This is a genomic window from Vibrio sagamiensis NBRC 104589, from assembly GCF_007990935.1.
GTDB classification, from domain to species: Bacteria; Pseudomonadota; Gammaproteobacteria; order Enterobacterales; family Vibrionaceae; genus Vibrio; species Vibrio sagamiensis.
Window position 1 is genome coordinate 20,403 of sequence record NZ_BJXJ01000027.1, and the last position, 24,340, is coordinate 44,742.

The 24,340-nt window shown below is 37.0% G+C and carries 19 protein-coding genes; 7 read left to right on the forward strand and 12 right to left on the reverse strand.

The genetic code is table 11. The annotated features are described in order from the left end of the window. Positions 1–56: 56 nt before the first annotated feature. The 5 genes from VSA01S_RS13480 to VSA01S_RS13500 form a co-directional block, all read right to left on the reverse strand. Positions 57–2,537 carry a fimbria/pilus outer membrane usher protein gene (locus VSA01S_RS13480; RefSeq protein WP_039979958.1) on the reverse strand — a complete coding sequence of 827 codons (2,481 nt, stop codon included), beginning with the start codon at positions 2,535–2,537 and terminating at the stop codon, positions 57–59. Positions 2,538–2,693: 156 nt separating this feature from the next. Continuing rightward, positions 2,694–3,239, reverse strand: coding sequence for a fimbrial protein (locus VSA01S_RS13485; protein WP_039979957.1), 546 nt, complete (start codon positions 3,237–3,239; stop codon positions 2,694–2,696). A 1,241-nt stretch (positions 3,240–4,480) separates the two neighbouring features. Continuing rightward, positions 4,481–5,008 (reverse strand): fimbrial protein, encoded by a 528-nt coding sequence (locus tag VSA01S_RS13490; protein ID WP_158000758.1) that lies wholly within the window; start codon positions 5,006–5,008, stop codon positions 4,481–4,483. Positions 5,009–5,601: 593 nt separating this feature from the next. Further along, positions 5,602–5,949 (reverse strand): hypothetical protein, encoded by a 348-nt coding sequence (locus tag VSA01S_RS13495; RefSeq protein ID WP_039979956.1) that lies wholly within the window; start codon positions 5,947–5,949, stop codon positions 5,602–5,604. Positions 5,950–6,099: 150 nt separating this feature from the next. Beyond that, on the reverse strand, positions 6,100–7,374 hold the full coding sequence (locus VSA01S_RS13500; RefSeq protein WP_039979955.1) for a peptidoglycan DD-metalloendopeptidase family protein: 1,275 nt from the start codon (positions 7,372–7,374) through the stop codon (positions 6,100–6,102). A gap of 946 nt (positions 7,375–8,320) precedes the next feature. Here VSA01S_RS13500 and VSA01S_RS13505 point away from each other — a divergent pair. Continuing rightward, the gene (locus VSA01S_RS13505; protein ID WP_039979954.1) at positions 8,321–9,682 is read left to right on the forward strand and encodes a YjiH family protein; all 1,362 of its coding nucleotides are present in this window, start codon (positions 8,321–8,323) and stop codon (positions 9,680–9,682) included. Between the two features lie 431 nt (positions 9,683–10,113). Beyond that, positions 10,114–11,985: a methyl-accepting chemotaxis protein gene (locus VSA01S_RS13510; protein ID WP_039979953.1), complete on the forward strand. Its 1,872-nt coding sequence runs from the start codon at positions 10,114–10,116 to the stop codon at positions 11,983–11,985. Between the two features lie 153 nt (positions 11,986–12,138). Here the strand turns inward: VSA01S_RS13510 and VSA01S_RS13515 are convergent, their stop codons facing one another. Both VSA01S_RS13515 and VSA01S_RS13520 read right to left on the reverse strand, forming a co-directional pair. Beyond that, the gene (locus VSA01S_RS13515) at positions 12,139–13,296 is read right to left on the reverse strand and encodes an amino acid permease (RefSeq protein ID WP_039979952.1); all 1,158 of its coding nucleotides are present in this window, start codon (positions 13,294–13,296) and stop codon (positions 12,139–12,141) included. A 507-nt stretch (positions 13,297–13,803) separates the two neighbouring features. Beyond that, complete coding sequence (locus VSA01S_RS13520) at positions 13,804–14,220, reverse strand: hypothetical protein (RefSeq protein WP_227739607.1); 417 nt, start codon at positions 14,218–14,220, stop codon at positions 13,804–13,806. Between the two features lie 109 nt (positions 14,221–14,329). On the opposite strand from VSA01S_RS13520, the gene VSA01S_RS13525 reads away from it, so the two are divergent. Continuing rightward, positions 14,330–14,662: a helix-turn-helix transcriptional regulator gene (locus tag VSA01S_RS13525; protein ID WP_039979951.1), complete on the forward strand. Its 333-nt coding sequence runs from the start codon at positions 14,330–14,332 to the stop codon at positions 14,660–14,662. Between the two features lie 141 nt (positions 14,663–14,803). Next, positions 14,804–15,859 (forward strand): ACR3 family arsenite efflux transporter, encoded by a 1,056-nt coding sequence (gene arsB, locus VSA01S_RS13530; RefSeq protein ID WP_039979949.1) that lies wholly within the window; start codon positions 14,804–14,806, stop codon positions 15,857–15,859. 311 nt (positions 15,860–16,170) lie between these two features. On the opposite strand, the gene VSA01S_RS20035 is transcribed toward arsB, so the two are convergent. The 3 genes from VSA01S_RS20035 to cfa form a co-directional block, all read right to left on the reverse strand. Continuing rightward, on the reverse strand, positions 16,171–16,338 hold the full coding sequence (locus VSA01S_RS20035; protein WP_158000757.1) for a hypothetical protein: 168 nt from the start codon (positions 16,336–16,338) through the stop codon (positions 16,171–16,173). Between the two features lie 198 nt (positions 16,339–16,536). After that, the gene (locus VSA01S_RS13535) at positions 16,537–17,301 is read right to left on the reverse strand and encodes a hypothetical protein (protein ID WP_039979947.1); all 765 of its coding nucleotides are present in this window, start codon (positions 17,299–17,301) and stop codon (positions 16,537–16,539) included. A 267-nt stretch (positions 17,302–17,568) separates the two neighbouring features. After that, the gene (gene cfa / locus VSA01S_RS13540) at positions 17,569–18,711 is read right to left on the reverse strand and encodes a cyclopropane fatty acyl phospholipid synthase (protein WP_039979944.1); all 1,143 of its coding nucleotides are present in this window, start codon (positions 18,709–18,711) and stop codon (positions 17,569–17,571) included. A 600-nt stretch (positions 18,712–19,311) separates the two neighbouring features. Here cfa and VSA01S_RS13545 point away from each other — a divergent pair. Next, complete coding sequence (locus VSA01S_RS13545) at positions 19,312–19,656, forward strand: ArsR/SmtB family transcription factor (protein WP_039979943.1); 345 nt, start codon at positions 19,312–19,314, stop codon at positions 19,654–19,656. A gap of 7 nt (positions 19,657–19,663) precedes the next feature. On the opposite strand, the gene VSA01S_RS13550 is transcribed toward VSA01S_RS13545, so the two are convergent. Next, complete coding sequence (locus VSA01S_RS13550) at positions 19,664–20,596, reverse strand: endonuclease/exonuclease/phosphatase family protein (RefSeq protein ID WP_039979942.1); 933 nt, start codon at positions 20,594–20,596, stop codon at positions 19,664–19,666. Between the two features lie 406 nt (positions 20,597–21,002). Between VSA01S_RS13550 and VSA01S_RS13555 the strand changes: the two genes are divergently transcribed. Then, positions 21,003–21,839, forward strand: coding sequence for a class A beta-lactamase (locus tag VSA01S_RS13555; RefSeq protein WP_039979941.1), 837 nt, complete (start codon positions 21,003–21,005; stop codon positions 21,837–21,839). Positions 21,840–21,989: 150 nt separating this feature from the next. Then, the gene (locus VSA01S_RS13560) at positions 21,990–22,667 is read left to right on the forward strand and encodes an HAD family hydrolase (RefSeq protein WP_039979940.1); all 678 of its coding nucleotides are present in this window, start codon (positions 21,990–21,992) and stop codon (positions 22,665–22,667) included. A 105-nt stretch (positions 22,668–22,772) separates the two neighbouring features. Here the strand turns inward: VSA01S_RS13560 and VSA01S_RS13565 are convergent, their stop codons facing one another. Continuing rightward, complete coding sequence (locus tag VSA01S_RS13565) at positions 22,773–24,077, reverse strand: dicarboxylate/amino acid:cation symporter (protein ID WP_039979939.1); 1,305 nt, start codon at positions 24,075–24,077, stop codon at positions 22,773–22,775. Between the last annotated feature and the right edge of the window lie 263 nt (positions 24,078–24,340).

A 24,340-nucleotide genomic window follows, 5' to 3' on the forward strand; every position in this document is an offset into this window, starting at 1 on the left:
ATTTACTGTTTATCAACAACATAACTTTTTCTCCAATTTAAAATTCTTAATAAAGATTATAAGCATTTAAGGTGAATAACTTTATTCACATCAACTGATTCAGGGGTTTGAACATGACATTGTTGGCCATAAAAATTAACCGATAAGGTTTGACTTGCCTCAAACCCAGTCGCCCAGACAATGCCATCATCACCAATAATCCCTAACTCTAAACCTTCTTTATCGTTCAAAGTCGCTCCGAATGGAGCTACTCCGCCATCTTTAAGCTCGATCTCAAGAAAAGCTTTATGGCCTTTGATTACTTTGATACTGCGATAACCAATCGCTCCCTCAGTTAAAATAGTTTCAGTATGCGGTTGCTTAGCATCTAAAGTATCGGGCAGTTGACTCATATCAACGGAGTGGTCCTCAACTCTATAACTGGATATATTCGAAATAACCGCAAGACCTTGACTGTTCGTTTTTGTGTTTGAGCCACTAATAGGAACGTCTTCGTAGCCATTTGTATCAATAATCAATCGAGTACTACCTCCGTATCCGCCAGAGTTAGCAGCGAAACCGTACTTACTGAAAGTTAAGCCACCATCAAGAGAGGCACCAACAGAAAGATAATCGTCTTTCACATAGTTTGAGTTGAGATTTACGCCAGTGTAGGGCAAGTCATAACTCAAGTAAGTGCCAAACGATTGTGCATTTTCTCCATCTTCAACCTGATTATATCCAGCTCTTAAGCTGTAGTTACCTTTTGAATCGGCTAAACGGCCACTATAAGTGACATTATGAGTAATCATTTCATCACGAATATTAGTGTTGTAACTCACATAGCCAATGTCCAAAGGTATCGATAAGTTAAAGAAGTAAGACGTTTCGTACTTCTTTTGTTTATTGATACTTATCAATGTACTACTTTCTGTCAGTGAGCGGGTTGCACTCAAATTAGCTTTTATGTATTTAATTCCAAATGCGTCAAAAGAAGTGCCTAACGAGATATTGTAACTTTCCGCACTGTTGTCGTCCCAGTATTGAAAGTTTGAGTATTGAACTGATATTGAAGAATTCAACACATCAATATTATGGTTGATATTTGCGCTTATAATGCTTTTGGTATTGTTGTAAGCAATTGAGTTATCTAGGTAACTGACTAGATCGGGCAAACTGTAGTAATTTCTATCAAAAAATTGATAGCCACTAAAATTAATGCTTGTATCCAATTCGCTAAAGTTTTTGGCATAGGCTAGTTTGAAGGAGTTACCCGTTTTGTCATTATCAGAGTTATCAACTTCTGCGTTAGACGTTAGCATATCTAAAGAAGCGGAACCTAAGGTGCCAAGATTAGTACCAAAACCAAAAGCCCAAGACCTATAATCCTCAGACAATGTTGTACCAGTATGTAGGGTAATATTATTACTGTATCCATACTCTATCTCAGCCGTCACAAAGCTGAGATCGTTGGATGAATCCTGTGCTACATCAGTTTTACCTGCATTAAGGCTATAGTTAAAAGTTCCAGGTCTCAATAAGTATGGTATGGTGTCGGAGCCAACAGTAAAAGAAGCAACATCCCCATTTTGCTCAATCACTTTTACATCAAGGATGCCTTGTACTGAGTTGAGATCATTGATCTCAAATTCACCCGCAGCAACATTGGTTTCATAAATAAGGTATTTACCACGATAAACTTCAACTTTTGCGTTTGTTTTAGCTATACCTTGAATTCGTGGTGCATAATCACGAAGTCTTGGAGGGCGCATTCTCTCATCGCTTTTTAAGGAGATACCCGTAAAACTGTAAGGTTGAAATATTTCACTACTGAGAAAGCGCTCACCGATAAAGAGTTTTGAGTTGATGGGGCCTAATGCGCGGTAGGCATAAATTTGCTGAAAGTCTATCCCTTCAGAATCAATATCAGAGCCAGCAATATCACCGTTATAATTCGCTCGTATTCTCCAAGCGTCAAAATTAAGCCCTGCAGTGCCAGACACTGAGGAGGAGTAAGTATCTTTTTTATTTTGATTAGAAGTGTATAAACTGTTTATTCTATAGTCTAAAGTAATACCGTTTATCCCTTCATCCCAGTGTTTATAGGATAACCAACCTCTTTCTGAATATTCCAGTTTATTTTTGTCAATATTGATGTTTATAACTTGTTTATAGAGATCAATATTGTAATCAATAATTGGTAATTTATTGATATTCAGGCAGGATTTCTCTTTAAATTTTTCGATAATGTTTGAATTATTTTTTAAGCCAATATTTTTGATTGAATTCTGATCTAAACAAGGAAATGTAGCACCTTCACCATTATCAATTTCTTTTACTTCAACATCGACTGGCGCAGTACTAATACGCTCACCATTAACCAATAGTTTAAGAGTATAAAGCCCTGGAAGTATGTAGCCCTCGTTCGAGAATCTTTCAAAGTTTATTTCTGAACGGTCATTGGCATCAATAAAATCTAGGTTGAACTCAGTAGCATTTGCAGCCGCAACAAAAAAAGTTGATAATACAATGAGCTTTTTTCTAGTGTACAGTTTCATTATTTACCATTAGACCTAATAAAAAATAAGCAAAAAACAACATTATTAATAGTAGACAAAGTGCAGACGTTTTGGTGGGTTTTTCTAAGGAAAAGCAGTTTCTAAAAACACAAAGTGTAAGGGAAGAAGTACCGACTTCTTCCCTTAATTTCAACTTTATTGGTAAGTTAGTGTGAAGGTTGCTTCTGTATTAAAGTCACCTTCTGTAACAGTACCGCCGTCTGATTTTGCAGCAATTGCATAAAAGTGCAGTGTATTCATCCAGCTATCTTCACCAGCGCCGAAATTACTTTCAATTGCTGTATCCATTTCAACAGGCTCTTCGCTGTCAGTGAACATTTTTACTACTACGTCACCAGCATCGCCACGTGTTAGAAGTTCGTCAGTTTTACCCTGAGCAGTACGACCGTTAAAAGAAATGCTTACCTTGTTCTGAGCACCGTCTTCATTTGATATCTGACAGTTCACTAATTCGATTTCAAACTCTTGACGTTCAGACTGACCGCCAGCATTTAAATTTTCAAGGCCAATTTGACCAAGATTTACATTTTGATTTAAAGAGTCAGCAGAAATACCACATGGAGTATCTGTTACTGCACCTTCAAAATTAATGCGACCAGGCTCAGCAGCATTTACCATTGCGCCAGAAGTAGCCGCAGTTACTGCCATAGTAATAAGCAGTTTATTAAATGAAGTTTTCATATTTAATATCTCGATCGTTTAGATTAATAATTCATTAGGCTGCTTTAGCCCGTCGGTATGGAATATATTTTCCATATCTTAAGTCGCATTGTCAATGAATGTTATCTTCAACTTATAAACCAAAAAAAACAAATCATCACAAACTAAAAACAAAAACTAACAAAGCCATGACACACTTTAAATAAATAACAGTGAGATGCATTACTGTATACATTTATTTCAATCACTTAGATAACAAAAATCATATATAAAAGCAGCCAAACGTAAAATAGAAATCTTACTTAAAGCTCACTTTTAAATAATCTATTGACATACAAATCACAAATAAATATTAAAAACTTTGCTCTACTAGTAAAAATTAAAATTTATTCTTTGATATCGAACTAAGATAGCAATGATGTTAAAGCCTAAAAGTTAACAGTTAAAAGTTAACAATCTAACTATTATGATTAATAAAATAATTAGATTGAAAGTATGTCTAGGTAACATCAAACAGTTTTTAGCTTCTGTAAATTACAAAAGTGGAAAGTAACTATAGCTTTAATAATTTCCCCCTATAGCTAGAGAAATTATCTTAAACGTTGGTTTTATTTCTGGCTAGATAACTAAAAATACAACAAGTTGAATATCTCACACCTTTAAAAAGATTAAAATATGAGAATTAGGAGGTAAGATCTCTACACCCATATGACTTCAAACAGCTATGTTTCGCAAACAACCTATGGAAGAATGCAACGATAAAGCCTTTGAGAAATAAAAATAGCGCATAAAGCACTGCGAAATCACAAAGAAGATCAGAGGATATATGACTAAGTGACTTCAAGGTGCTTGGGTATATACCCAAGTAACCTCAAGATACTGTGTTCAGCGAGATGACCTTATCTCTCAGGCGCGGCAACGATTCGGAGATATAGTCGTTCTACATTGAGAATCGTTAACAAAGTATGAGAGTTAAGGTCACTCGCCCTTTGGGAGCGTGTCACTGAGCCAACTTCTTGCGTCAGACAACCGTTCTTCTAACAAAAAATGAAATAGAATACTATTCCGCTTCGTTGTCTTACTTGAATTCAACTCAGTGACCTCGCTCTGAATCAAGCATCTTGAAGTCACTTGGGTATAAAGGAAGATGTATTTTAAAAGAGGAATCAAACTTGAGGGAAGGCATTTTAACTACATCACCCCAGGATGCTAGATTTAATACATCTTGGGGTGACTTGGGTATATCTTAAAAAAGTATCAGCTTACTCGTAGCGAAGTGTAAAAGTAGCTTCTCCACTAAAATTACCGTCAAGTACACCGTAGATACCCGTTCTCTTTGCTGCAACAGCATAGAAATGTAGTGTATTAATATAGCTATTACTAGGACCAATTTCAGTCGGATCTAGCTCTTCACCTAATTGGATTTGCTGCTCACCTTCGGTAAACATTTTAATAACGACGTCACCAGCATCACCATGAGCGAGTAACTCTCCATGGTTCTCTTCTGAAACATCACCTCTAAAAGTGACTGCCACTTTATTTTCATTTTCAATTTGGCAATTTACTAGTTTGATTTCAAATTCTTGACGTTCAGAATTACCGCCATGCATTAAGTTTGCACGACTCACTTGGCCAAAGTCCACCGTTTGATTAAGAGAGTCTGCAGAAATTCCACAAGGAGTATTGGTCACCGAACCCTCGAAGTTAATCTTTCCAGGTTCACCTGATGCATTTACCGTAAAGCTTGAAATTGCAGCACTTACAATTGTGGAAATCAATAATTTATTCATTAACAATTTCATTTTCAACTCTCTAAAAATAAGTTAAACAATAATTTTTTAGAGCGATTAAGCTCTTTAAATATGCAGCTTATTTTCTACATATAAGATGTATTGTCAATGAACCTTATTGATTTAAACTTACCCTCACCCCCTACATTTACTACAAATAAAGAACATTTCTTTACACAAACATGACAATAACAACAAAAAGAAAAACAAAAAAAATCCCCGTCTCATACATATCAATAAGTTACATTCTTTAAAATCTGATTCGCTCAGCTCACTCAAAAACATAACCCTGACTTTCCATATCACTTATAAAAAATAAATCACAGATATATTTTTAGTCTATTGCTCTTTTAAGATTGAAGGTGAGTCCCTTGTACAGGAATAGCTAAGGGGATAGGCACTTTTAGGTAGCTTGGGTATAAACAGCTTTAACGAAGTGTCGTGGATCTAAATTGAGGAAAGGTGAATTATGATTGATAAAGTTCTGATCCAAATTAAAAGATGAACATCAGCTATCAATGCTTTTATAACCACGTAACCTCAAGGTACTATGTTCAGCGAGACGACTTGAGGTCACTTAGATATTGGGTTAATTACCTTTTAGGTTGTTGATAGGTTTTACCAGCTGATTTATAAGTCTCTTTAGGTTTAATTTCAAAAAAGGTCTCGAAAAACCATGCTGCAAACTTAATTAAATGTTCGCCTTCATTCATCACATGCTCAACAAACTCGGTTTCCTCGCCTGATTCGTTCTCTTGCATGGTAATATGGTAGATTCGTCTTTCACCTGCAACTTCTGCAAGCCCAAATTGTCCTTTCAGAGATTGCGCAGCAAACGCAATTTCTTCTTCTGAGCACTCGCCTAAAAAGCTCAGTGCTTCGACAAGCGTTTCTTTTTGACAAAGTTGCTGAAGTAGTATTTCAAATTCATTTTGTTGCATCGTTTCACCTGAGATTATACATTATATCTATTTTACATAGAGCAAAGGTTACGGGATAAAATTAAGATATTCATATATTAGAAAGGGAAGAAACGGCTTGCAAGACTAACCTACCAAACCGTTTGAAGTCATATAAAAGGAATATCTAAGTTACTTTTTAGTGGATTTGATAAGCCTGTCAAATTCGTCACGTCGTTTTGTAAATTCTATCATTCTATCTTTGGATACAGAGCTTGCCATTGGTATTTTTGCTTTCATAGCATTAACAGCTCGACCGTATTCGAGCAATTCGTAGTGCAAGTGAGGCCCCGTAACTCGACCACTCCTACCGGAGAGACCGATGCGTTGCCCACGAGAAACTTTCTGGCCTTTTTTGACCAAGATTTTGCTTAAGTGTAAATAACGAGTTTTATACTTATTATTGTGCTCTATAACAACATAGTTCCCTGCATAAGGATGACTGCGTGCAATAACGACCGTTCCGTCTCCCGTTGCAGAAACCGCGGTCCCGGTGGGAGTGGCAAAATCTGTACCGTTATGAGGGGCCACTCGACCAGTCACTGGGTGTAAACGTCGAGGGTTAAAGCCCGAGCTAATTCTCCAGCTCCGGCTCACAGGGTAACGTTGAAAAGCTCTTTGTAAACTCTCACCGTTCGAATCGTAAAATTGACCATCTGAATAAAGATAAGCCGAAATCTCACGACCACGATTGTATATTTTAATCGCTTCAATTTCACTCTTACCTGTACTAACTCCATCGATCATTTGGGTTTGACGAACAATTGAAAATTTATCACCAGCACGAAGGTCTTTAGAGAAGTTTACTTTATCTTTAAGTAAACTGACCACTTGGTTAATTTCTGTAGAGCTTAAGCCTGCTTTACTCGCTGATACAGAGAAACTGCCATTAACGACGCCAGCTAAAGGCTCCTGATGCCATTCTCCCGGTATAGAAATATCAGAAAATGAAAAAGTACCATCACTGTTACGCTGATAGATGATTCTATCGGCCAGTGTAAATTGGAGCTCCATTTTTTCCAATTGACCTGTTTTTTCATCACACCAAAAGCGCAATATGTTACCTGGCTTAAGTGTATCTAAAGCTAGCACGTTTAAATCGGTTTCCATTATTTTCATTAATGAACGGTATTTAAAACCTAGTTGACTAAAAATTGTGCTTAAATTATCCCCTTTTTGGATCTGGTATTCTATTTGTGGAGGTATAACAATCTTGGATACCTGAATTTGATGAGATTCTGCCTTTATCTTAGTCTCTGGCAGGTTCAAAGAAATCGTTTTTGTGAGCCCTGAGTCTTTAACTGACTGAGAGACACCAATACTAATCGCAATAAAAACAGGCACGGAATAGAACAATATCGTTTTACGATTGGGAAACCATCTCGTTGCCATCTCATTTGTAAACACGGAAACTATTACCTAGTAATGAATAGGAAGCATAGCTTATGCATTCTTGCCTAAGAAATCACGTTCAATTTATGTCTTTAAATGAATAAAGTCATTTTTTTATCATAAATGATATAAAAAAACATTTTGGTTGCATATGAGTTTTATTGTGTTGGCATATTGATAGTAGAAATAATAATTAATTAAGCTGTTCAAAGAGCCTTTGACTTTTAAAGGGTTAAAGGGAGTTTCGGCCACGAACCCAATGGCGTTGATAAAACCGATAAACATACGATCACCAATACCAGTCGATCTATGCTTGAGTAATACTGAAAATAGCCCACATAATAAAACATATCCCTTTGTTGACTAACCAAAATTTTAGAGGTGCTTATCCATCGAATACCATCAATATTCGACTGTGAGACGTATTCTCCTAGAACCGGAACCATCCCTTCCAGTTGTGCTTTCGCTTTGCTAATACCTGTAAATATATGCTTGAAAAAGTTGAATCATCCGAGGATTGGAAAACGGAGATCCAGCACCATCTCTTCGAGAAGTTTTGTAATCGTCTAACCAATTAGTAACAAGATACTCATTTAAGCACAGCGAAAATAATTACCAGTCCATTTTAAAACATCTAAGAGTTAAATTATTATAAATGGACAACGATCACGTTTATTAAGTATTTTCTTCGTCTAATCACACTGTTAATAACAACTACCTGCACAAAATACACAACATGATACAATTATCTAACAAAAATAGAACTTTTGCCTATTGTAACTTGAGATTTTCTCTTCAAAGGGCATTTAACTCTGAATAAGTAGATATGTTTACTGAATAGTATTGCAATTAACAATGTTTATCGGTAACCTCCCGTAAACTTTGATTGATGATAGATGTTTAGTGAATATTTATGTATTTATATATGACAAATATTGACTAGAAGTAACACGAGAAACCTATGTATAACACTACTAAAGCAGAAGCCCAAAAGGGTAATTTCTGGATGTTTTTCATCCCATCTTTAATTGGTCTGCTCCTCTTTTTAGCACCTATCTCTTATGAAGGTGACCTAACTATTCCTGTTGCTATAATGGCAAAGCTTATCCCAGCCTTACTTGGTGACAGGCTTGTAACCATTATTACGATCATTATTGCTTTTATGGCGGTGTCCTCTCTTGCTTGCTTCATTTTTAAACCAGCCGCAATACTTCGCAATGGTTTCTTAAACGGACTTTTTAATCCATCACCATTATGGTTGATTGTGCGTTTAATTGGTGGTTGTGCAGTAGTGATGACTTTTTTCCAAATCGGTCCAAAAGCAATTTGGGAAGAAAACACTGGGGGTTTAGTTCTCACAGGGCTGTTACCAACTTTGTTTGCAGTATTTATTTTTGCTGGAATGCTTCTACCACTTCTACTCAACTTTGGATTATTAGAACTTTTTGGTGCTTTGCTAAGTAAAATAATGCGTCCTATATTTAATCTTCCAGGTAGAAGTGCTATTGATTGTATGGCGTCTTGGTTAGGAGATGGTAGCGTAGGCATATTACTAACAAGCAAGCAATATGAGAATAAGTTCTATACTCAACGAGAAGCCGCTGTTGTCGGTACGACTTTCTCGGCTGTTTCCATTACATTTAGCTTGGTTGTAATTGCTCAAGTACAACTAGAGCATTTATTCCTACCTTTTTACGGGGCGATTTGTCTTGCGGGTTTTGTTGCCGCAATTATTATTCCGCGCTTACCCCCACTTAGTCTAAAGAAAGAACATTATATTGATGGTACAGAGCCTCAAGAGCACTTGGATGCTGTACCTACGGGTCATACCGCTTTTTCTTGGGGTATGGATCTGGCCCTCAAGCGAGCAGGACAAGTGACCTCATTCCATATTGTAATTAAAGAAGGCATTCACAATGCTGTTGATATGGTTTTTGGTGTCCTACCTGTTGTCATGGGGCTTGGGACCGTTGCTTTAGTGATCGCTGAATACTCTTCAATATTTGAGTTTTTAGGTCAGCCATTTATACCATATCTGGAACTTTTGCATATTCCAGAAGCCGCAGCAGCTTCACAAACAATAGTTGTTGGATTTGCTGACATGTTCATTCCTGCCATCCTAGCTGCATCAATAGATAATGAGATGACGCGCTTTGTTATCGCAGCCATGTCAGTGACACAGCTAATTTATATGTCTGAAGTTGGGGCTTTACTTTTAGGAAGTAAAATTCCTGTGAATATCCTGGAGCTTTTTGTGATATTCATTTTACGAACTCTAATCACACTACCAATTATTGCAGGTGTTGCTCACTTAATTTTCTAAATCGATAAGATTGTCATAGGCCCCGTTCAAAACGGGGCCTTTTTCATTCTATCCCAATACTTTATAAATAAAATCATTACCCTCAATTGATAATTATTACTTTAACTGGATTGATAGAATTAGAGTCAACGTTATACATAACAATAACTAAAAGCCGAAAGCCGATCTGTTATTTCATTTTATTTATTGTTAATTCAATATCAGATTAATAAAACTATAGAAACCTCACAACTTATATAAAAACGTCAGATTTCATTCGTATTTTTCCTCTAAACAAGGCAAATTGTATTGATATTTTTTAGTGTATCTATTGCTTGAAACTTGTTGACTTAAAGGTAACTAGTCGTACCAAATAAAAACGAAGATCTCAGATCTTTTTAACCCGCCTATTGTTGTATTGAAACCAATCTGGCGATGCTAAAGGAAAACATATGAAATTCAGACACAAAGTTGTCACCGCATCTTCGATCTTGTTACTTATAACTGTTGCACTGTTGTCAACAAAACAAGTTCTAATAATTCGATCTCAGCTAAAAGACCATATCGATAAAAGCGTTGATCAAATACTGACAAGCGTTAGTAACACCTTAAAGTCAGAAATGGATGCCAAAAAAGACCTAGCACAATCAATCACAGATACCCTAGCAATCAATCCTCTGGATCGTAATTATGTTAGTGCCGTACTTGAGACACAGATTGCTAAAAATAGTTATCGTGCTGCAGGGTTTGCCTATAATAGCGATGGCTTTATGATAGAAAATGATGCAGCTTGGGAAGCAGATTCTGACTATGATGCTCGAACAAGACCGTGGTTTATTTCTGCTAAAGATGCTGGTGAATTAACGTTAACACAACCTTATATCGATCTTTCATCGAAAGAAATGATCATATCAATTGGTTCTCCGGTCAAATTAAACAATCAGTTTTTTGCCGCCATGTTTTTTGACATGGAACTCACCTCTTTAGCCGACTTAATCAATCATGTTAACCTGTTTGATGCTGGTTATCTTTTTCTCGTAACTAAAGAAGGTATGACAATTGCCAATCCAGAAACAAAGTACAATGGTGAAAAGCTGTCTAATTACCTTCCACAGGTTCAAATTAAACCAGGTATTCAACATGTTAAGATTAACGACAACCCATTTATGATCAATTTTAAAGCAGTGCCTAACGAAGAATGGTTCATTGGTGCTGTTATTAATGAAAAAATTGCTTACTCTGTTGTTACTACATTAAGAAATAGTGCAATTATCTGCTCTCTTATAGCGGTTATTACCTCAATTTTTGCGCTTACGCTCTTAATTAGAATACTTATGCGGCCACTAGATCAGCTAAACCAAGCAATCCAGGGTGTTGCAACAGGTAGTGGAGACTTAACGCAACGACTTACGACTCAAACTGATCAAGAATTTTCGCAACTTGCCAAAGGTTTTAATTCATTCGTGAAAAACCTACAGAAGCAAATTATTGACTCTAAAAGACTGTCAGCTCACATTACACATGGCACAAAATTAACCGTACAAGCATCTGATTGCGCAGTAGAGTCGACTCAAACACAACAAAAAGAGCTTGAACAATTAGCAACCGCTATGCACGAAATGTCTGTAACAGCTAGCGATGTTGCCAGTAATGCTCAGAATGCTGCAAGTGCTGCAAAGCAAGCCGATAGAGCAACATCAGAAGGTTCTACTGTTGTTGCTGAATCCACACAGACTATCGATTTACTATCGAGTAATATTGAGCAAGCTGTTGAAGAAGTAAAAGGTTTGGAATCAGCAACAACAAATATCGAAACAATATTAAAAGTTATCAATGACATTGCCGATCAAACTAATTTACTGGCTTTAAACGCTGCAATTGAAGCTGCACGAGCAGGTGAGTCAGGTCGAGGGTTTGCTGTTGTAGCTGATGAAGTTCGTACACTTGCTCAACGCACACAAGAGTCTACAACCGAAATCCGTCATATGATTGAACATTTACAGTCTGGCGCTTCTTCAGTCGCTAATGCCATGCAGCAAAGTAGAAATAGTGCGTCGGAAGCTGTAGACAAAGCTGAACACGCGAACCAATCTCTACTACTGATTCGCGAGGCAATTCAGCGTATCACCGACATGACTGTTCAAATTGCCTCTGCAGCTGAAGAACAAAGCCTCGTCGCTGAAGAAATCAACAATAATACGGTTAATATTAAAGATCTTTCTAATAAAGTTTCCGACTCAGCCAACCGAACCAATGAAGCTATGCAAGCCCAATATAAAAACGTCGCTGAACAAGACGAGATCTTAAATCGATTTATTGTTTAATTGCTTAACTCGCCACATGGCTACAAGATCTATCTTTTCTCAAATACTTATTCGTTCTTCAAAAAAGCCACTTGCTTTTTAACAAGTGGCTTTTTATTATCATTTTATAAATTCCAAGTTAAGCCAGTACTTATCGATATATTCTTTTACAACTTACATGAGCTGTGCAAAAATCAAAAAACAGCCAAATGAGAAAATCAAAGCTATTCCTAAATTGCCACCACCGACTTGGTACACATCTTTAACTTCATTATACCGACTACGAGCAGATATCATCATTGCCAGTGGCAAAAATATTGCTAAAAACACAAGAATAATACCAGCATAACCAAGAATGGCCAGAAAGTATTTTTGAGCAAATAAGGCGCCGATTAATGGCAAAATAAACGTAGTGCCAAATACGATAGGCTTATTCGCGTTTAATAGGTCTGCGTTTTGATCATAAAGTGCCATAGCAACACCTAAAAATGACGTCAATAAAGCCAGTCCTGTAAATATGGAGAGAATAAACTCAAGACTAGAGTACTGCTGACCAAGGGTAGCGATTAACTCAGATAAATCTGAAAATTGTGTTAGCTTTTGAGGAGGAAGGTTACCTATTACCGCAAATAACCACAGTAAGTAACACACCAAAGGAATCAGGGAACCTACAATGATCATGTTTCGAAGCTGAAATTTAGTGGCTTCTTTATTGTAGCTAACCAATGAAGGAATAACGACCATAAAGCCGAAGCTTGTAAACACTACAGAACTGGTTTGGAATAATGCAAACACGTCAGTATTAACAGTATCACCTATACCAGAGAGTGTGATATTTGGAGCCAAGAAGCCTAACGTTAATACAAGAGCTGTAATCATTGCAATGAATAAACCGCGATTCAGCAAATCAACAATTTTGGTCCCTGAAGAGATAATAATGCCAAACAATAACGTGAATGCTATTTGGCTGACGTAGGGAGCCAGTTCAAATTTTAATGAAGATACAACTTGCGTTATCACGTCACCTGCACCAATGATATAGGCCATGAGTAAACATACTAATAGGGCATATAGCAAAATATTAGTAATCAGTTGTCCAGGAGTACCAAGTGTATCTCGTGCGATAGCGTTCATACTGATACCGCCACCTACTCTACAACTTGCTTCCAATAACATTAATGCAGCGTAGGTTGTCCCCAGCCAGATAAAAAGCATAAAAAGTGTGCCCCATAGGAGGCCAAATTGAGCCAGCACCATAGGTATGGCAAGCATACCAGCACCAAGAGCAGTACCTGCAACGATTAAGGAACTGCCAAGAAGTTTCAGATTCACGGTTAATACCTCTAAATTTAATCCGTTTATTGTTACTTTGTGATCATTTATGCACAGCATGATTTAAGTAGCCAACGAGAGCACTTTAGAGACTTGCACCATCGGCATGTTTCATCATACTTGTGAATAAAATAAGAGCGCCTCATTTTGGGTTCGAAGCAAAATGACAGCACTCAACCGCCCAAATAAATCAATATTCTAATAAATCGACTAGGGCTAGAGGATTGTAAGGCATTAACTGAATAATTGAAAAGAAAAAGCATGAATTTCATTCGTTAAACTTAATATTTCTGCTTCACGAACCTTTTTAGTGCATGGCACTTAATCTTTTAAATCGAGCTTTTCAAGTGAAAGTGTATTTATTTCGTGACACAGGAATGAGATTTACGTACACATTAGTTTACAACTCTAATTCAATGATTAGATATCGGGAGCATAGCCTTCATGTTTCAATGCCGTTATTATTTTCATACTGAATTTTTCGGTGAAATACCTTTAAGCACGGGTTCACGGTTCGAAATCATTGGTGAATCCATGAAAAATGCTGGGGGTCCCTCCCAGCATCTTATTCTTCTTTGTAAACGACTGTATCTCTTTATCTAAAGCATCAATGATAAAGGTTATCTCTGCTGTGCCCATGTCTGCAATTTGCTTTTCAGCACTCGTCAATTTGGTATAAACAAGCTTGATTTCTGTATCCTTCACCTTGCCTCGGTGTAGATACAATTCCTTGAATTTCATCAACCGCATTTGTGATTGCTGCGTCAGCCACACAATATCATAACGTGTTTGTTGACAGCTGCGACGAATTTCTTCCATCAGTTTTTCCAAAGTGCGTTGCATTTTGAGAACTTTTGATTTGTCTTTGATTGTTTGATAGTGCTGATACTTTTCCATTACAACAAGCAGACCAAGTATAATCATCTCATGCTCTTCATTCTCATACCTCTGCGACAAAGGGTAAACATAGGGTGGCAAAAGTGGTCCACTTATTGCTCGTCTAAGGACAAAAGTGTCTTTTTAAGGAATAATGATGCAACTTGACCCACTCATCGAAGTTTTAATTGCAAGACGTAAAGCATTAAACCTATCTCGTGAAAAGATGGCTAATATTGCAGGCATGAGTACCAAGACTTATCAGAGGATTGAGCGAGGTGAGTCAGATCTAAAACTCTCTCAATATCGGTCAATTTTGCGAGCCTTAAATTTAACCGATATTGACATTGCTCTTGATATAAAGGGGGTATCAAACGTTGTAGCTGAGGATATTGTTGCAGCATCACGACTCTTGCCTCCAGAAGCCCAATATCTATTGGTTAGATTAATTTTTATGACCTTTAAAGACCCTTCTTCCAATCAGCGCTAGAGTAGTTTCAACCCGTTGCACGCGCATAGTTTAAAAACTCCTCGTAATCAGCCCCCCTAATAACTAATATATCAATTGCACGATTATGGAAATAATATTATTATCAATCGCAATTCGACGATAAACGAACGAGTGGGTCATATGTCAACTCAAACATTAGTAAGACAAGATAAAAAAATGCAATTTCTCGACCGTTACCTTACGGTGTGGATCTTTGTCGCAATGGCTATTGGGGTAGGGATAGGAGCTACCTTCCCTCAAGTTTCAGATTGGAATCAGTCAATGTCAATTGGTAACACTAATGTACCATTAGCAATTGGATTAATTTTTATGATGTACCCTCCTCTTGCTAAAGTAGACTATCGTTTACTCTGTAATGTAACCAAAGATAAACGAGCAATCGGTTTATCGCTCACCATGAACTGGATTATCGGCCCTATCTTAATGTTCGCCTTAGCCCTACTCTTTCTCGGGAATCACCCTGGATATATGGCCGGCATCATCTTAATTGGACTCGCACGCTGTATCGCCATGGTCTTAGTATGGAATGATATTGGAGGTGGAAATAAGGAATATGGTGCAATGTTAGTTTCATTAAACAGCGTATTTCAAATCATCAGTTACAGTTTCATGGCTTGGTTATTCATTACTATTCTTCCACCTATGTTTGGATACGATAGTTTTATAGTTGACATTTCAGTTAGTGATATTACCAAGAGCCTCGTTGTTTATTTGGGTGTACCATTTTTAGCTGGTTTCTGGAGTCGTAAGTTGCTGACCGTAACAAAAGGAGAACAATGGTATAATGAGGTATTCATTCCTCGTATTTCTCCAATTACTCTGATTACACTGCTACTCACTATTATTCTGATGTTCAGTTTAAAAGGTGAGATGATTCTCGAACTACCGATGGATGTCTTTCGAATTGCCATTCCATTGACGATCTATTTTGTATTAATGTTCTTTATCAGCTTCTTTATCGGAAAAAAAATGGGTATAGAATATGATAAAAATGCATCTATTGCCTTCACAGCAACAGGCAATAACTTTGAGTTAGCAATTGCCGTTTCAATCGCAGTGTTTGGTATACACTCCGATCAAGCTTTTGCAGGTGTTATTGGTCCATTAATCGAAGTCCCGGTCCTAATTGCTTTAGTCAACATAGCGCTAAATATGAAGCAAAAATTCTTCAGCTAATCTTTCACTTTAGTCTTTTACAAATACCTCTGTGATATTGCACTTTTATGAAAATTTCTGATAACACTGCAAGGCTAATATCAAAAGAACCAAAACTACCACATTCATTTGAAATAGAGGATATTATTAATTTAAAGGTTATTAAATTTACTCTAAGGATCTGATAACTTTTTCCAGTATCCCTGACCCGATGACATTTCTTTTTCAGTCAGCAAGCATTCGTTGAGGGCATCTGCCATCGCTTTTTTATCCAAACGTTGGCCAATAAAACCAACTGTTGTCTTCTATCACCGTGCGGCTCTACCGACTCATTATATTTTTCTGGATGAAGGGCGATGGACTAAATAGTTCAAGCTATCAATACCATATTCTTCTGTTTCTGAAGTGTGCTCACCTCTCATTTCTTTAAGCCAACCTGGCGCTTTTTGAGCACGTTCGAAATTGAACTTTTCCGTATATAAAACATCATTAGTATACACTTATCCATGTTGTACACGGAATAATATAGGCAACTGTATTGAGTGCTTTTAAGATGGGTTCCAAGCGAGAAATATAAAGGTAAAGGTCTCAATATCTAGCATCGATATACAAAGCTACGGTGATATAATGGTACTTATAAAGTATACAGATAAAACACCACTTTCTCTCAAGCAGTGCTTTGAGTTAATTAAATTTATCTAACAAACAGTACCTTGAATCGCTGACCCTAATGGGTTTCCTTTATATGACATGTATACAGAAGCAGCAGCATTACCAGTAGTCAAATTGATAGAAGAATCGTAGAAATATTTATTCTGCCAGCCACGATTGTAGAACTTAGCCCAAGATTGAACTTGAGTATTACCCATGATCTTAGTTTTTATCGTATAACTTGTGCTACCAAGATGACTAGCCACATTAATTTTAGGGCTCCAAACCATTGGTGGTGCATAAGCCGAAAATCGCTTACATACAAACGTCTGATCTTTTCCATTGCCACCTAAAAGAATTTTAGAATAAGCATCTCTGTCAATAAAATTATTATTGTCATCAGTTTCTTTAGCACTACTTTCAATATAACAGCTCGGTCCTGGTAAGTCTTCAGGTGCAACTTTAGGTAAAAATGACGGATCTAAATAGAGCTTAGCCTCTGCACATGAGCGCTCGATCATATTACCGAATTCATTTGGAACTTCGTATATACCCTTTAGGATATAACTATTACCATAATTATCGTAAGCTTTTCCACCGTTATCACTTTGATAAAGGGATTCCAAATAGACTTTATGCTTTTTCCCATCTTTGCTAACAACATCAATAGTTGCTTTTTTGTTATATTCAGCCGAAAGCTCATGTGAAATGTCACCAAATAGCTTTTTGTTATCAGTAATACTTTTATTTTCAGCAAGTATTTGACTACTTAAAAAGAGAGGGACTAGCGTTAATGATAATTTATGTTTCATCTAAAAAACTCCTTATTACATGGAGTGTGAAACTATACGCATATAATAAGAAATAAAAAGAGCTATAGATCTCATAATAGATTTAAACTATTACAATATATATCTTCTTTCCATTCATATGATTTACATCCCTGTAGTTATCATATCTAGCAGCGTGATATTTGATATATCATTTGTTTATAATGAAAGGAATGATTTCAACGCCACTAAAAACACGTTAAAGTTTTAAAGCTAACTGCAGAAAAAATTCTATAGTTGGTTGAGCATTTAAACCGCTCTTACACTTTCAGGAAGACTTCTATCACCTTTTGTTAATGCAAGTTGCCATAAACTTATATCTCGGGCCCTAAATGCTCCTGCGCATGAAAGCAAGTAATAACGCCAAATCCTAAAAAATCGTTCGCCATATTTAAATTGTAATTCTGGCCAGCTTTGCTCAAAATTTTCATACCATGCACAAAGTGTCAGATCGTAATCAGGCCCAAAATTGTGTAAATCTTCAATATTAAACTTTGGTTCCATTGCTTGTGCTAATTGGGCTAATGAAGGTATTACACCGTTAGGGAAAATATACTTATCAATCCACGGCTCACAATCCACCTTAGATATACTTGAACCTATTGTATGCAATAGAAATATAGACTCTTCTTTCATGAATCGATCTGCACATTCAAAATATTCTTTATAGTTACCTGGACCCACATGTTCGATCATTCCAACAGATACAACTGCATCATACTTGTACTCAGGTTTATATTCTCTGTAGTCTTGTAAGATAAAATTTATTGGTAGTCCAGCATTATTCGCCTTACTCTGCCCTAATTCAGCTTGCTCTTTTGATAAAGTTAAACCATCACATATGACACCATATTTCTCGGCGGCAAATTGCATGAAGCTTCCCCAACCACATCCAATGTCTAGAACTCTCATTCCTTTAGATAAGCCTAACTTTCTACATAGGAGGTCAAGTTTGTGTTCTTGAGCTTGAGCTAAGTTACTCGCCTTCTTCCAATATCCACATGTATAGGTCATTCTTGGATCAAGCATTCTTTCGTAAAGATCATTTCCTAAATCATAGTGCGAACTTACATCAACTTTAGCTCGAGAAATACTCTGAGGGTTCAGTAGTTTTTTTAATTTTTGTTTACCTAATGAAGCCCCAACAGATAATTTATTTGAGATGGTTAACTTGGATTCAATGTCTGAAGCAAGAAGCTTAGAAATCATTTCTGATAAATCTTGGCACTCCCACATCTCATCAACGTAACTTTCTCCTAGCCCCAATGAACCATGCTCTATAATCCTACTGAACATATTGACATCTTTAACTTTGATATCCCAAGGTCTATCCCCATCTAACTCAATATCAGCATTTTTTAGAAGATCTTTAAAAAAGTTATAGTAATTCATACCTATCCAGATTAGTGATTAAAACCAAAAATAGATATTAATACTGATGTTACCATACGAAACAACAACTTTAGGACGTTAATTGTCTTAATTAAGACTTATAACTTCATTTATTACTAATAAAGTGAATAGCCATGCTCTATGAGGGTTTATTTAGCCTTAAACAACTTCTTAGCCTTTAAGTAGGTATCAAAACCAGAAGATATCAGGCTGGTTTATTCCGCTTTTAGGGCATTGATTGGTTAGGTTTCCTAACTTAAACCACAAGATATGAAGCATAAAACAATGTTTACACAACGGTCAGCTTGGCTGAATCGAACAAAGAAGTAGTAAACTTTGCACTTAATTTAAACACGGAATAAAAAAATAACACTTTCTCTGTTTTTTTGGTGATGAGTTTCGATGATACTTTTTACATGCCTAATCTGTTAAAAGCGGCTATGGCAACAACACAAAAAGCAGAGCTTAGCTTCTGATGCACTCACCCCCAACGTTTGTATTTTAGCTCTGCTTTTTTCCAACGTACCTTATTCCTTGTCTAACTATTGAAGTCAGCGTATATTAAATCGTAGATTAGCGATAAAACAGAAAGGTCCGTAAATGAAGGAGCCATGTAATAGTCACTGCGAAACTAATTTTGAAGTTACCCAGTTTCAACTAGATGCTGAATTAACACTTTCATTACAAGCTAAAGCACTCGCCCACCCTGCTCGAATTCGAATACTGCACATCCTTCACACTCTTGATACCTTAGGCGGTTGCTTGAACAGCGATCTCGTTTCTGAATTAGGATTGGCACAATCAACTGTCTCAGAACATCTACGAATACTGAAACAAGCCGACTTTATTTCAGCCGAACCCATACCACCAAAAGTTTGCTATCGTATTCGAAAAAGTACTCTAGAAGCTTTTAATTCGAGTTTCTCAACATTACTTTTGAAGTAAACTCACCTTAATATCCTACAACAGTTTCAACTAGTCGATGATCTGAGCCATCAGGCTCACTCATTGACTGTCGATGGCAGATCTGTCTTAGCATACTCGTAGATTTGAGCCATAAATGATCTATTCCTATCATTGTGAATTCTGGAATAGGAAGTCCTTTAATCGAAGTTGGCCACGTCGCAACAGGCATAGATTGAAAATGTTCAAAAAGCTCTGAAAACCCTGGACTGGCTGCCGAAATATTAAAGTCTCCAACAACTAGCATCTCCTCACTTGGATAACGCTCAGTTAACATTTCAATGGTACGAATCAATGCATTACGGCGCTGCCAAAGGTTTTCATTTCTCGGCGAAGGTGGATGTGCCGTCATCAGTGTGATCGCTTCACCTTCATTAACTTGCCATAAAGCTCTAACCACTTCTTGCCCATCAGGTGTATGATAAATCGTAACGGGTTCTAAAGGATACTTGCTTAGTATCATTTGGTTAGAAGGGTAGCCAAGGTTTTGTTGCCCTCCGAAGTAAAAAGGATAAAGATCGTCCAGTGAATGTAATTTATCACCTACATTTGGAGACAACTCTTGCATGATAACTAGGTCTGCGGGGTTTTGCATTAAGTAATTGATTAATTGGTTAATATCTGGATTTTCATAGAAGATATTAAACTGAATGATTTTAAGTTTCCCATCACATTGTCGTGCCTGATGTATTTCACTGGTGACAAGAAGAGGAACAAGGCAAAGAGTGATAACAAATGAAGCAGCTCCAATGATCCATTGGCGATAAAATAACAGCATGATGGTACATGTTAAGTATGTAAGTAAAATGATGGATGGAATAGAGACGATGTTATCAACCCACCAGAGTTCGTTATATCGCCTTAATGCAACCCAAAGTAGTCCTGGTAGCAACAACAAAAACCATTTAAAAGCAGTTAGCATAGTCTCTAAATTAGCGATTAATATCTATTTAAGCATATACGTAAAACAATGTTTTACTCAGATTTTATTCACTCAAAAAACAATAGGTTTCATATATGATACTCAAATACAAATATTAATCTAAAACAGTATAAACTTCATTTAATGTCATTTTTAACTATATACATTTCACTTAGCCCTTTGAATAATAAGAATTATTTCAAAAAAACACGAAATATTAAAATATAACATGTTAAGAATGAACATTAATCGCTATAATTTATCTTAGTTTCACTTTTTTAAACACTAATCTAATTAAGTTCACCATAATCTGATTTAGCTTCAGTTTTTTGTAGGACTCGTATTAAAGCAGCTTAAGTCTGTAATATCATAGCTAATAATCAAGGATGTTGGCTAAAGGGTTAAAATGAAAAAACAAATTCTTTTTTTACTGCTTGTTATATATCCTTTTTTTAACTTCGCCTCTTCACTTGAAAGTACCATCGCCACTTTAGAAGAGGAAACATCAAGCAGGATCGGTGTTTCGGTTTGGGATACACATTCCAATGAGCGGTGGGACTATCGAGGCTATGAACGTTTCCCAATTCTAGGAACAGCAAAAGTATTCGTATGTGCAGCAATGTTAGATGCCATTGAACGTAAAACACTCAATAAAGATGCCACAATCACTATTAAACCAGAAGAGTTATCTTCATACTCACCAGCAACTCAACATTGGGTAGAAAAACCTATTGATCTTACAACACTTTGCGAAGCTGCAACATTAGAAGGTGATAACACTGCCGCCAACGTCATAATGCGAGAATTAGGTGGTCCACAAACAACCGTTCTTTTTTTACGTTCCATCAAAGATACAAAAACCTATTTGACCGAATATTTTCCAACCGATAGTTCACTTAGAGGTAATTCCTCAACGCCGAATACAATGGTTTTGAATCTTCGTAACATATTAGAGGGTGACAAACTAAATTACGGTGCTCGTGAACAATTAAAAACGTGGATGAAAAATATCAAGCGCTCCAAATCAAAAGTCTTTCCCACAATTCCAGAAGGCTGGTCAATCGCAGAGCGACGAGGCTTTGCACGTGACTCAAGGGCAGAGTTATTCGTAATATGGCGAGAAGGGTATCAGCCCGTATATGTTGGTATTTACATCAAAGATTATGACCTATCAATTCAAGCTAGTGAGCAACTTCTTACTCAAGTGGCGCAATTAATTCTCCGAGAATATCATGAAATGTAAGTATATTTTTGAGAAATTACATTAGTTAGACAAGCACCAACTACACAATGCAACCTTGCGCTATGCCACATTGTTATTATAAATACCTTCCACTCTTACGGATTGCAATTATAATATATTTTTCAAACACTTAAACCAAGAATGAGAATCATGAATTACCAAGCTGCCATTTTTGATATGGATGGTTTGCTGCTCGATACTGAACGAGTATGTATGCAAATCTTCAAACAGGCTTGCATAGCGCAACAATTGCCTTTTTACGAAAATGTTTACTTTTCTATGATTGGGCGAAACGCGGCAGGCATCGAAAACATCTTAAAAGAAGTTTATGGCGATGATTTAGACAGACTACGTAATGATTGGCGTGAACGCTATGATGTTGTAGTAAAACATAAGGCTATCCCAGTCAAAGAAGGGGTGGTTGAACTGCTAGAATGGTTGAAAAAAAATAATATCCCAACAGCAGTAGCAACCTCCACTGCACGAGAAGTCGCACAAATAAAACTGAAGCTAGCTGGATTAGACAAGTATTTTGATAATATAACAACTGGATGCGAAGTTAATGATGGTAAACCCGACCCAGAAATCTTTTTACTTGCCGCAAAGCGTTTAAATATAGAGCCTGCTTTTTGCTTGGCTTTTGAAGATTCGAACAATGGTATACGTGCAGCCGTAGGTGCAAATATGATTGCGTTTCAGATCCCCGACTTAGTTGAACCTAGTGAGGAAATACGCCAATTAGGTCAATCTATTTTACCTTCACTCTGCGATGTATTATCACAACTCAAGCATTCACAGATTAAAAGACGATCATTACAACCCGAATAACAACTATCACTTACGATAACCATTACTCGTAACTATTCCAGTTGCCATATAAAAAACACGTTCCCCATTAGAGTTCGTGTTTTTTGATTTAATGATGAATATTTATTAAACAGACAAATGTGAGTTTTCTGATGAAGAAGTACTTGTTAATGCATGTTTCTTCTGCCAACGATCAATCACCAGAGTAGCAACTAAATCACCTTCTACATTCACAGCTGTTCGGAATGTATCTAACGGTCGCTCAATCACAAGCAGAATTGCAATCGCTTCCAATGGAATACCGGCAGCAAGCAAAACAAGTTGCATACCAGACATCGAACCTGAAGGCATTCCAGGAGCTCCAACTGATGACACCATCGCCATGATAAAGATCATGACAAGGCCCGTCGTACTTAAATCAATCCCGAATAGCTGAGCAAGAAAGATTGCGGCGACACCTTCAAATAAAGCTGTCCCATCCATATTCATTACTGAACCCAACGGCAGAACCATACTGCTTACTTCCGGAGAAACACCAAGGTTTTCTTCAGCGGTTTGTTTCGCTAATGGTAAAGTTGCAGCACTTGAAGAGGTGGCAAATGCCATCGCAAGTGGAGCAGAAATCGCTTTAAAAAGTTTGATAGGCGAAATACCAGCCAGTGTACGAGCAAGAGTCGGCAATACAATGAGTCCGTGGATCATCGTTAAAGTAAACACCAATAATGCGAATAGAGCGAGCTGTTGAATTAAGCTACCTTCTGATGTCAAAGTAATATCAAGTACAATCGCAAAAATGGCAATTGGTGATAACTTTACAATGCCTCGGATAATTGTATTAACACTTCGGTTTAAACCAGAGATCACGGCTAATAATGGATGATTAGCTGGTACAGAAAGCAAAATTGCTACACCAGCCATAAATGAGAACACCACTATGGCAAGTAAGTTTCCGTTTGCTATAGCCGCAAAAGGGTTTACTAGCGCCATTTTGACTAAGTTTGTTAGTATTGCAGCACCACCAGCAGCTTCTGCATCAATCAACCTCACATCACTTGCGACTGGGACCGTCTGACTCAATGGCTCCCAAGCAGGCAAAGCAAGCGAAGCACCTAAGCCAAGAGCAATAGCAATTAAAGTAGTAAAACTATAAAAAAGTACTGTTCGACCACCTAAAGCTTTTAGTCGTAGTACAGAGCCAATATTTGTGATGCCTTCAACAAGCGAAAATAGCACCATAAGGCCAACAACCATTTTTAATAAGCCAAGGTAGGCCGTTTTACCCAACATTAAAGTTTGGTAATAACCATTGTTAGCTAATATGGCTTTATCGACAGAGCCATCAAAGAAATACAGTGTTAATTGGGCGGCAACCCAAGCAAGCAACGCTGAGATAAGAAGTTGAATCGGTAATGATAATTGAAATTTACGCATAAAATGGCCTAACACCTTAATCAGTCAAACTCTATTGAGCACATTCTGGCATTTATTAAAATAGGAGAATTGAGCTTAACGATTAAAAATTTGTAATAAACAGGCTCATGTAAAACGTTACGTAAGATGAATGTGAAATTGCTTAAGAATCACTCCATCATTACTTACTGTTTTAGCCTGACAATAATATCAGGCAAGCATCGCATAGAATGACCAAAGAATACAACCAACGATCCTTGACCACTGAGAAGCCAAAGGACCAC